Raw genomic sequence first — 10,756 nt, 5'->3', positions numbered from 1 at the left:
GCGCCGGGCTCACCGGAGTCGCCAGCACGGCGGTGGGATCGACCGGGGCCTCGACCTTGCTGGTCGGTTCGTCGGCCGGGGTCGGCGGGTCGACCTTCGCGGTCGGCGCGGCGTCCACTGTGGCCGGCACCTTCGCGGTCCGATCGTCCGGTTCAGGGCCGGTGCCGTCCTGGTCCGACCCGGTGCCGGTCGTACCGGCCTCGACGGCCTTGCCGGAGTCGGCGTCGAGCTTGCCGGGGTCGGTTCCGGTGGTGTCCGGGCCGGTGGTGGTCGCGGCAGATCCGGTGCCGGTCATGCTCGCGTCGGCGGCGGCCTTGCCCGGGTTCGGGTCGGTTTTGCCCGAGTCGGTCTTGCCCGAGTCGGTGGTGGCCCTGCCGAGGGCGGCAGCAGCGGCGGCTGCGGCGGCCTTCGCGGTACGCGGGGCGGGTGACTTCGGCGTCGGCTCGGACGTTCCGCCGGGTCGCGGCGACGGCACCAGCGGCGGACGCGGCTCGCGCGGACCGTTCGGCCCCGGCCGGCGTACGCCGTCGAGCAGCGAGATGGTCTTGGCGCGTTTGCCGCCGGCCCGGCGCAGCAGGCGCTCGGCCACCTCGGCGGTGATCCGATCCTTCGGGTCCTTGCGGAGCAGCCCTTGGAGGACAGGCTTGAGCGGACCGGCGTTCCTCGGCGGCGGCAGCGGCTCGGTGGCCAGCGCGGCCAGCGTGGCGATCGCCGACGGCCGGGCGTACGGCGACTTGCCCTCGACCGCCGCGTAGAGCGTCGCGCCCAGCGACCACAGGTCGGCCTCCGGGCCGGCGGTGCCGTCCCGGGCCCGTTCCGGCGCGATGTACGCCGGCGAACCGAGCACCATGCCGGTGCGGGTGACATTCGGGTCGCCGGGAATCGTCGCCAGACCGAAGTCGGTCAGCACCACCCGGCCGTCGGTGCCGAGCAGCACGTTGCCCGGCTTGACGTCCCGGTGCATGACGCCGGCCTTGTGCGCCGCCTTCAGCGCGCCCAGCACACCAAGACCGATCTCCACCGCGCGGGCCGCCGGGACCGGCCCGTCCTCGGCGAGGGTGTCCTGGAGGGACTTCGACGCGACGTACTCCATGACGATCCACGGGTCGCCGTCGGTGCGCAGCACGTCGAAGATGCGGACCACGTTGATGTGGTTGAGCCGGGCGATGGCCCGGGCCTCCCGCAGCGACCGCTCCCGCATCTCGCGACGCTCGTCGTCGGTGAGACTCGGCGGCGGGACGAGTTCCTTGATCGCCACGTCCCGGTGCAGCACCTCGTCCCGCGCCTTCCACACCCGGCCCATGCCACCCTGACCGAGCGGCGAGATGAGCCGGTACCGGTCAGCGACGAGTGGGGAAGGTGCGTCAGACATCGCTGAGACGGTACCCGGCGGCGACAACACGCACACCGTCGGCACGCCACTGTGCGGCGTAGGTCAACGTCGCGACGCGTACGCTGACCGCATGTCTGCCGAAGAGCCGCTGTTCCGGGTCGTCCGGGGGACCCCGACCGCCGAAGAACTGGCCGCGCTGGTGGGTGTGGTGGTCGCCCGCTCCCGGCCGACCGTCGGCTCCGTACCGGTGACCGCCTCCGCCTGGGCTCGCAGCGCCCGCCCGGCCTCCGCCCACCCCGTCGCCGGTCCCGGCGGGTGGCGCGCTTCCGGCCTGCCCCGCTGACCTTCCGGGTACGCGAGCCGGACGATCCCTCCCCTGTGGGGGGCTGCCGAGAGCGCGGACAACGATTAACCTCACTCAGGGGAACCGCGTCGTGACGGAAAGGGAGGATCGATGATCCCTGAGGAGGACCGCCCAGCTCCCTGGCTGCGCGGCTACGGTGGCATCGCGGCCGACATCCGCCAGATGCGCGAGTTCGCCGACGGGCTCCAGGCCGAGGTCGAACGCAACTACGCCCCACACCTGTCCTACATCGCGGACGACATGACCACCGCGATTCCCGATCCGTGCGACGCGTTCATCGAGCTGGTCCAGTTCCTGCAGGCGCATCACGAGACCCAGCAGGCCACCGCCGAGGTGGTGTGGGGTCTCGGCGGGGCCACCGGCCACCTCGCCTCGGCCGCCGGCGACATCGCCAACCGGTACGAGGGCACCGACGCCTTCGCCGCCGCTCGGGTCGGCGACGTGCAGGCGGCCCTCGCCCGCCCGTACGCCGCCGGGCCGGACTCCCGCCTCCGGCTGGTCGATCCGAACAGTCCAGGTAACGACGGGCCGGTGGTGCTGCCATGATCGAAAGGGGCGGCGGCCGGACGTCCGGCCTCACCGACTGGCAGTTCATGGACGTGCTCAGCATGTGGGCGTGCCTTCAGGACCACGACACCCAGGGGCACTGGAAGCAGGTGACCGGCTGGCGCAAGATCTGCGACCTCGCGCAGGCCCACCTGCGCCGGTTGCAGGAATACCGCCGCGGCCTGGCCGAGGCGTGGCCGCCCGAGACCAACGCCGCCGCCCGGGCGTACCTGGGCGAACTGGACCAACTCATCGACAAGGTCCAACGCACCCATGACACCGCCCTCGCCAACCACGACGCGCTGGCCGCGGCCACCCGCGCCATCGACAGCGCCCGGCCCGAACTGAAGAACCTCCACGAGCGGTACGCGACGAAGCTTGCGCAGAAGCGCTCGTACGAGGCGATGATCGCCGATCCGAAGGCGGTCGCCGGCAACCGTACGACGAAGCCGCCGGTGACGGACGGGGATCTGGAGCAGCTCAACGGGCAGGCACGGGGGATCATGGTGGGGTTGAGCGGTGAACTCCAACAAGCCCAGTTCATGCTCCAAAAACCACCCCCACCAAGACTCAATCCGCGACTTGAGGAAAGCAGCAGAGACCCCTATCTTTCCTCCGGCGCTCCGGTCATTTCACCCATAATTCCGGTGCCGTTAACGACAACTCCGGCGACACCGCACCGAGCCACGCCACAGACAGTCACATCCAAAGTCCCACCTGCCGTAAGGCCAGTCACGGGGGGCGGTCCAGTCTTGGGCGGCATCATCGCCAGCCCTCCGCCTTTGCCCACACCATCACCACCAAGCATCACCTTCCCAACGCCTCCAGCACATAGCGGACCGGCCCTCGGCATCCCTCCAGTGAATGCACCCCACAACGAAACCGAAGGATCTCCAGTTCGAAAAAATCCGCACCCCGGGACCGGATCTGGGGACGGCATGAGTAAGCAAACGAATTCGGGTTTCCCAAAATCAAATCTACCCGGGCTGATCGGTGGTTCACCAGGAATGGGGATTGGACCAACAGGGGGCAACACTGCCCCACGCAAGGTTAATCCCATTGGAGGCATCATCGGAGGAGGGGGCGCAGGAACCTCGCCGACGGGCGGCGCGGGATCCCGTCCGGGCAACGGCCGGGGAGGAAACATGGGCTTTCCTCCCCTCGGCGGATCGCCTGGCATAATCAATACGCCAAGCGGAAGTAGCGTACAGTCGGGCCGCAAGAGCAGCCCTGATGAACCGTCACGCTGGGATCCCGACCATCCATGGGAGACCGACCAAGGGGTCAGCCCCGTTGTCCGGCCTCCCGAAGATGAGGGGCCAATAGATCCTGGCCCAGCCATTGGCTTTAACCGGTGAAGAAGCATGGAAAGCAGTTCATCCGCTCGACTTTGGCAACGCTCCTGACAATCTATACTGCACTGGCCGCTGATCCATTAACTTCATCACTTGCCATCCCCACATCGGATTCCTCGAATCGAATCCGGAAGGACCAGTGGCACTTGCAATTCCTTCGGATGACTGAAGTTCACAAAGTGAGTCATGGCGAAGGGGTGGTGGTGGCCGTTCCCGATACTGGCGTCGCGCCACACCCCGACCTGATAGCAAATGTATTGCCAGGAATTGACATAATTCCTGGCGGCAGCGGGGATGGCCGCCAAGACATAAACAGCCATGGCACATGCATGGCAGGGATTATTGCAGCCCATGGCCGCAACAACGAGGTCGGGGCACTTGGAATTGCCCCTCGATCTAAAATTCTGCCCATATATGACACACCCAGGGACGGTCTCGGAAGTCCCGCCGACTTAGCCCGCAGCATCGAATATTCGGTTCGCAAAGGTGCTGGAGTAATCAGCATCTCAGCAGCCAGTTCAGCTACGGTCGAAATGCAGCACGCCATCAAGTCAGCGGTCGCCGCAAATGTGACAGTTGTCGCAGCAGCAGGAAACTTGCCACGCGAAAGTGAGGTGACCTATCCTGCCTCCGAAGACGCAGTTATCGCCGTAGGAGGGATAGATCGCGAGGGTAATCGTGCGTCAATCTCTGTGACCGGCCCGGAGATCGACGTTGTAGCTCCGGCGGTTGACATTTACTGCACCGGACTGAACGGCCGATATCGGGTTAGCACTGGCACCTCGGATGCCACTGCGATCGTTGCGGGAGCCGCGGCGCTGATCCGCTCCAAGTACCCCCACCTGCCCGCCGCTGAAGTCGCCCACCGGCTCACCGCGACAGCCGTTGACAAGGGGCCACCGGGGCGGGACGACGAGTACGGTCACGGCGTCCTCGATATCGTGGCGGCGCTCACCGCAGACGTCCCTCCGCTGGGTTTCGAGTCGTCGGCGGTCACCCCGCCAGCCACGAACTCCCCTGCCGCCCGCGCCCCGGACGCTGGCAGCGACAGCACCACCGCTCGTGGGCTCGTCACTCTCGGCGTACTCGTGGCGGCTGGCGGCGGTTACTGGGTCTGGCGTCGACGTCGACATGCCGACGACCCGCCTCCCCGGATCAGCCGGTAGCGTCGGCGTCGTGCCGAACTCCTTGACGTTGCGCCTGGTTCTCGCGTCCCAGAGTCCTGCCCGCCGCAAGCTTCTCCAGGCCGCCGGTATCGAACCGGAGGTGCTGGTCAGCGGCGTTGACGAGTCCCAGGTGGTCAGTGACCGGGCGGAGGATTTGTGCCTGGAACTGGCCCGGTTGAAGGCGCAGGCGGTGCTGGGTCGGCTGCGTACCACTCCTGAGGAGCGCACGCTGGTGCTCGGCTGCGACTCCGTGTTGGAGTTCGACGGGCAGATTCTGGGCAAGCCGACGGATGCGGCCGATGCGACGGGCCGGTGGCGGCGGATGCGGGGGCGCAGCGGGGTGCTGCACACCGGGCACTGCCTGATCGACCTCACCCAAGGGTCTCGGGCGGAGGCGGTCGCGTCGACGGTGGTGCACTTCGCGGACATCACCGACGACGAGATCGCCGCGTACGTGGCGACGGGTGAGCCGCTGGCGGTGGCGGGCGCGTTCACCATCGACGGGCTGGGCGGGGCTTTCCTGACCGGGATCGAGGGAGACCCGGGTACGGTGGTGGGGTTGTCCCTGCCGTTGCTGCGTCGCCTGCTCACCGAGTTGCAGCTCGGTATCACGGACCTGTGGACGAAGGTCGCGCCGGGCGGCCAGGAGATCGAAGGTCTCGGCTAGCGTCGGGGGCATGACCACCAAGCCGCTGCCGCTGACCCCGGAACTGCACGCCTATCTCGTCGCACACGGCTCCGCGCCGGACGAGGTCGTCCGCGATCTGGCCGAGGAGACGCTGGCCGCCCTGCCCGGCGACGCGGTCATGCAGGTGGCACCGGAGCAAGCCTCGTTCCTCACGTTTCTCACCCGGGCCCTCGGCGTACGACAGGCGGTGGAGGTGGGCACCTTCACCGGCCTGTCGTCGCTGGCGATCGCCCGCGGCCTACCCGACGACGGTCGGTTGACCTGCTTCGACATCTCTGAGGAGTACACCGGCGTCGCCCGGCGGTACTGGGAGCGGGCGGGCGTCGCCGGCCGCATCGAGCTGCGTATCGGCCCGGCCGGGGAAAGGCTGCGGGAGTTGCCCCTGCAGCGACACCTGGATCTCGCCTTCATCGATGCCGACAAGATTGGCTACCCGATCTACTGGGACGAGTTGGTGCCACGGATGCGTCCGGGCGGAGTGATCGCGGTGGACAACACGCTGCGGGGCGGCCGTGTGTTGGCCCCACGCGACGCCGCCGACCGGGCGATCGCCGCCTTCAACGACCAGGTGCTGGCCGACGTACGCGTCGAGACGGTGATGCTTCCGATCGCCGACGGCGTCACCCTGGCCCGGGTTCTCTGATCCACTCCGCTTGCGCCATCTGGCGGCTTTCCACGGCGCGAAGACCGCCGGATGGCGCACGTTGAGTCGATCGACCACCCCGCACCGCTACCTGGCGCGGACGGAGTCGATCAACGCCCGGAGCGCTCCGACCGGGCGCGATCCGAGTGCGGCATCCCACACTGATCGATCGTTAGGGGCGTCCAGCGTGGCCGATACACTCCCGGTCAACGACCTCCCGGGAGGAGCCCCCAAGGTGCGCAAGGTACTCATCGCCAACCGCGGCGAGATCGCCGTCCGCGTCATCCGCGCCTGCCGCGACGCCGGCCTGGGCAGCGTCGCCGTCTACGCGGACTCCGACCGGGACGCCCTGCACGCCACCCTCGCCGACGAGGCGTACGCCCTGGGCGGCGACACCGCCGCGGACAGCTACCTGCGGATCGACAAGCTCATCGACGTCGCCGGCAGGTCGGGCGCGGACGCGGTCCACCCCGGTTACGGCTTCCTCTCGGAGAACGCCGATTTCGCCCAGGCGGTGATCGACGCGGGGCTGACCTGGATCGGGCCCACCCCGCAGGCCATCCGCGACCTGGGTGACAAGGTGACCGCCCGGCACATCGCGCAGCGTGCCGGTGCACCCCTGGTCCCCGGCACCCCGGATCCGGTGGGCGGCGCCGACGAAGTGGTGGCCTTCGCCGTCGAGCACGGTCTGCCGGTCGCCATCAAAGCCGCCTTCGGTGGTGGCGGGCGCGGTCTCAAGGTGGCTCGCACGATGGAGGAGATTCCGCACCTGTTCGACTCGGCCACCCGGGAGGCGGTCGCCGCGTTCGGTCGGGGCGAGTGCTTCGTCGAGCGGTACCTGGACAAGCCCCGCCACGTCGAAGCGCAGGTTCTGGCCGACCAGCACGGCAACGTGGTCGTGGTCGGCACCCGGGACTGCTCGTTGCAGCGCCGCCACCAGAAGCTGGTCGAGGAGGCTCCCGCGCCGTTCCTCACCGCCGCGCAGCGTGCGCAGATCCACGACAGCGCCAAGGCCATCTGCCGGGAGGCCGGCTACCACGGCGCCGGCACGGTGGAGTACCTGGTCGGCGCCGACGGCACCATCTCCTTCCTGGAGGTGAACACCCGGCTCCAGGTGGAGCACCCGGTCACCGAGGAGACCGCCGGTATCGACCTGGTCCGCGAGCAGTTCCGGATCGCCGACGGGGAGAAGCTGCGCTTCACCGAGGATCCGACGCCGCGCGGGCACGCCATCGAGTTCCGGATCAACGGCGAGGACCCGGGCCGCAACTTCCTGCCCGCCCCGGGCACCATCACCGCGCTGCGGCTGCCCACCGGGCCGGGCGTACGGGTCGACACCGGCGTCTCGGCCGGCGACGTGATCGGCGGCAACTTCGACTCGCTGCTGGCCAAGGTGATCATCACCGGTGAGACGCGGACCGAGGCGATCGAGCGGGCCCGCCGCGCGCTGGACGAGATGGTCGTCGAGGGCATGGCCACCGCGCTGCCGTTCCACCGCCTGGTGGTCCGGGATGCCGCGTTCACCGCCGAGCCGTTCACCGTGCACACCCGGTGGATCGAGACCGAGTTCGACAACACCGTGCCGGCCTTCACCGCGCCCACCGGCGCCACCGGGGCGCCGGCCGAGCGCGAGACCGTCGTGGTCGAGGTGGGCGGCAAGCGGCTGGAGGTGACCCTCCCCGCCGGCCTCGGTGCGGGTACGACCTCCGCCGCGCCCGCCGGCCGCCGGCCGGCCCGCCGGGGCGGTGGCGCCAAGGCCGGCGTCGCGGTCAGCGGCGACGCCCTCACCTCTCCGATGCAGGGAACCATCGTGAAGATCGCCGTGGGCGACGGGGACAGCGTCGCCGAGGGTGATCTGGTGGTGGTGCTGGAGGCGATGAAGATGGAGCAACCGCTGTACGCCCACAAGGCCGGCACGGTCAGCGCCCTCGCCGCCGAGGTCGGCGCGGTGATCACGGCAGGCGCGGCGATCTGCACCATCGCGTAAACCGGCCGCCCTGGCTGGCTGGCGAAAGGTCGGCACGGAGCGTCCGCGTGTCACGATCACCGGCTGTGCGGGTGTTTTCCGCAACCACCGTCAGCAGCCGCGCCGACGGCCAGGAATGATGGCGGAGTGAGGTTCCTTCATGGCGCGGCTCCCGCGCACGACCTGACCTACAACGACGTCTTCATGGCGCCGGCCCGTTCCGAGGTGGGCTCGCGGCTCGACGTCGACCTGGCCACCAGCGACGGTACGGGCACCACGATTCCCCTGGTGGTGTCGAACATGACCGCCGTCTCCGGCCGGCGGATGGCCGAGACCGTCGCCCGACGCGGCGCGATCGCGGTGATCCCGCAGGACATCCCGATCGAGGTGGTGGCCAACGTCGTCGCCTGGGTGAAGCAGCGGCATCTGGTCCACGACACCCCGATCACGCTCGGTCCCACCGACACCGTCGGCGATGCGATCCACCTGCTGCCGAAGCGCTCCCACGGCGCGGTGATCGTGGTGGACGAGGCGGGCCGGCCGGTCGGGGTGGTCACCGAGGCGGACACCGTCGGGGTGGACCGCTTCGCCCAGTTGCGGCACGTGATGTCGACCGAACTGCACACCGTGTCGGCGGACGCGGACCCGCGTACCGGCTTCGACCGGCTCTCGGCGGGCCGGCGGCGGCTGGCCCCGGTGGTGGACGCCGACGGCCGCCTGGTCGGCGTGCTGACCCGGCAGGGTGCGCTGCGCGCCACCCTCTACCGGCCGGCGGTGGACGACCGGGGCCGGCTGCGGATCGCCGCTGCGGTGGGCATCAACGGCGACGTCACCGGCAAGGCCGAGGCGCTGCTGGCGGCCGGGGTGGACACGCTGGTGGTGGACACCGCGCACGGGCACCAGGAACGCATGGTCTCCGCGCTGCGGGCGGTCCGCAAGCTCGACCCGGCCGTTCCGGTGGCCGCCGGCAACGTGGTCACCGCCGAGGGCGTACGCGATCTGGTGGAGGCGGGTGCGGACATCGTCAAGGTGGGTGTCGGGCCGGGTGCGATGTGCACCACCCGGATGATGACCGGGGTGGGCCGGCCGCAGTTCTCCGCGGTGCTGGACTGCGCGGCGGCGGCCCGAACGCTGGGCCGGCACGTCTGGGCCGACGGCGGCGTACGGCACCCGCGAGACGTGGCGCTGGCGCTGGCGGCCGGCGCGTCGAACGTGATGATCGGTTCCTGGTTCGCCGGCACCTACGAGTCCCCCGGCGACCTCTACACCGAACCGGACGGGCGGCGCTACAAGGAGAGCTTCGGCATGGCCTCGGCGCGGGCGGTGAGCGCGCGTACCGCCGAGGACAGCGCGTTCGACCGGGCCCGGAAGGCGATCTTCGAGGAGGGCATCTCCTCGGCCCGGATGTACCTGGACCCGGGCCGTCCGGGGGTGGAGGACCTGATCGACGAGATCATCTCCGGGGTACGCAGCGCGTTCACCTACGCGGGTGCCCGCAGTCTCGAGGAGTTCCACGAGCGGGCCCTGGTCGGGGTGCAGAGCACCGCCGGCTACACCGAGGGGATGCCGCTGCCCACCAGTTGGTGAGCTGCGACGCCGGTCAGTCGAAGAGCCGGGCGATGACCTCGCGGGCGCTCGCCTGCGGGTCGTCGCCGACATCGGGAGGGAGTGCCCCGGCCAGCCAGAGGGTGGCGAAGCCGTGCACGATCGACCAGGCGGCGAGGGTGTTGCGGCGCGCGTCATCGGTACCGTCCGACACCGTCGCCACATGGGAGCGCAGCAGGTCACCGGAGCGCTCCCGGGCGGTACACACCTCGGGGGCGTCGGCGCGGTAGAGGTCAGGCCGGAACATCACCTCGAAGTGGGCGCGGTGCCGGACGGCGAAACCCACGTACGCGACCCCGGCCTCGAGTAGGTCGCCCCCGGCCGCCTGCAGCGCCTCGGTGAGCAGGTCGAAGCCCTCCGTCGCGAGCGCGGTGAGCAGCCCCGCCTTGTCGCGGAAGTGGTGCGCCGGGGCGGCGTGCGAGACACCGGCGCGGCGGGCCAGCTCACGCAGGCTCAGCGCCGCCGGGCCGGCCTCCTCGATCGCCTCGACCGCTGCGGCGAGCAGCACGCGACGCAGGTCGCCATGGTGGTACGGCCGATTGCTCGTCATTCCGCAATCCTAACTTGTCATTGACAAGACCCCTCCCGAAGGCCATCTTGGCAGTGGCAAAATCGAGGAAGGGACTTTCCGTGGCTCCACTGATCGCCCTACTGGTCGGCACCACGCTGGCCCGGCTGGCTGGCCTGGCCGGGGTCGACGCGCTGGACGGCTGGCAGCCCGCCCTGCGGGTCGGCCTGGCCGCGATGTTCGTCCTGACCGGCATCGCCCATTTCACCGCCCCCCGGCGAGCGGACCTGATCGCCATGGTCCCGCCGCGCCTACCCCGCCCCGAACTGCTGGTCACCGCGACCGGCGTACTGGAGTTGGCCGGCGCGGCCGGCCTGCTGATCCCCGCCACCGCCCGCTGGGCGGCCGCCGGCCTGACCCTGTTGCTGCTGGCGATGTTCCCGGCGAACGTCTCGGCGGCCCGCCGCCGGCTGACGCTGGCCGGACGGCCGGTCACCCCGCTCGGCCCACGCACCGCACTGCAGGCCCTCTTCATCGCCGCCGGCCTCGGAATTTTGTTTGGCCCCTGAATATCTTGGATCT

At 70.0% G+C, this 10,756-nt stretch carries 11 protein-coding genes; 9 read left to right on the top strand and 2 right to left on the bottom strand.

Features of this window, described 5'->3' with window-relative positions; all coding sequences use genetic code 11:
- The coding region (locus E1182_RS11935; protein WP_243706183.1) for a serine/threonine-protein kinase at window positions 1–1,372 on the bottom strand (1,372 nt) is incomplete at its 3' end.
- Between the two features lie 91 nt (window positions 1,373–1,463).
- Here E1182_RS11935 and E1182_RS11930 point away from each other — a divergent pair.
- The 8 genes from E1182_RS11930 (at window position 1,464) to E1182_RS11895 (ending at window position 9,648) form a co-directional block, all read left to right on the top strand.
- The gene (locus E1182_RS11930) at window positions 1,464–1,676 is read left to right on the top strand and encodes an acyl-CoA carboxylase subunit epsilon (RefSeq protein WP_132264092.1); all 213 of its coding nucleotides are present in this window, start codon (window positions 1,464–1,466) and stop codon (window positions 1,674–1,676) included.
- A gap of 111 nt (window positions 1,677–1,787) precedes the next feature.
- On the top strand, window positions 1,788–2,243 hold the full coding sequence (locus tag E1182_RS11925) for a hypothetical protein (protein WP_132264090.1): 456 nt from the start codon (window positions 1,788–1,790) through the stop codon (window positions 2,241–2,243).
- On the top strand, window positions 2,240–3,601 hold the full coding sequence (locus E1182_RS11920) for a hypothetical protein (protein ID WP_132264088.1): 1,362 nt from the start codon (window positions 2,240–2,242) through the stop codon (window positions 3,599–3,601). The genes E1182_RS11925 and E1182_RS11920 overlap by 4 nt, the downstream gene beginning before the upstream one ends.
- Window positions 3,598–4,764, top strand: a complete 1,167-nt coding sequence (locus tag E1182_RS11915) for a S8 family serine peptidase (RefSeq protein ID WP_371687540.1) — start codon at window positions 3,598–3,600, stop codon at window positions 4,762–4,764. Before E1182_RS11920 ends, E1182_RS11915 begins: the two co-directional genes overlap by 4 nt.
- A gap of 10 nt (window positions 4,765–4,774) precedes the next feature.
- Window positions 4,775–5,431 (top strand): nucleoside triphosphate pyrophosphatase, encoded by a 657-nt coding sequence (locus E1182_RS11910; RefSeq protein WP_132264086.1) that lies wholly within the window; start codon window positions 4,775–4,777, stop codon window positions 5,429–5,431.
- A gap of 10 nt (window positions 5,432–5,441) precedes the next feature.
- Window positions 5,442–6,095: an O-methyltransferase gene (locus E1182_RS11905; protein WP_132264084.1), complete on the top strand. Its 654-nt coding sequence runs from the start codon at window positions 5,442–5,444 to the stop codon at window positions 6,093–6,095.
- Window positions 6,096–6,330: 235 nt separating this feature from the next.
- Window positions 6,331–8,082 (top strand): biotin carboxylase N-terminal domain-containing protein, encoded by a 1,752-nt coding sequence (locus E1182_RS11900; RefSeq protein WP_132264082.1) that lies wholly within the window; start codon window positions 6,331–6,333, stop codon window positions 8,080–8,082.
- Window positions 8,083–8,208: 126 nt separating this feature from the next.
- Entirely contained in the window at window positions 8,209–9,648 is a 1,440-nt protein-coding gene (locus E1182_RS11895; RefSeq protein ID WP_132264080.1) for a GuaB1 family IMP dehydrogenase-related protein, read from the top strand.
- A gap of 13 nt (window positions 9,649–9,661) precedes the next feature.
- On the opposite strand, the gene E1182_RS11890 is transcribed toward E1182_RS11895, so the two are convergent.
- On the bottom strand, window positions 9,662–10,216 hold the full coding sequence (locus E1182_RS11890) for a TetR/AcrR family transcriptional regulator (protein WP_132264078.1): 555 nt from the start codon (window positions 10,214–10,216) through the stop codon (window positions 9,662–9,664).
- Window positions 10,217–10,296: 80 nt separating this feature from the next.
- Between E1182_RS11890 and E1182_RS11885 the strand changes: the two genes are divergently transcribed.
- Window positions 10,297–10,743, top strand: a complete 447-nt coding sequence (locus tag E1182_RS11885; protein WP_132264076.1) for a DoxX family protein — start codon at window positions 10,297–10,299, stop codon at window positions 10,741–10,743.
- Window positions 10,744–10,756: the final 13 nt, after the last annotated feature.

The organism is Micromonospora sp. KC721 (assembly GCF_004348355.1).
In the GTDB taxonomy this organism is placed as follows: Bacteria; Actinomycetota; Actinomycetes; order Mycobacteriales; family Micromonosporaceae; genus Micromonospora.
This window is presented reverse-complemented; position numbering and strand designations above follow the sequence as displayed.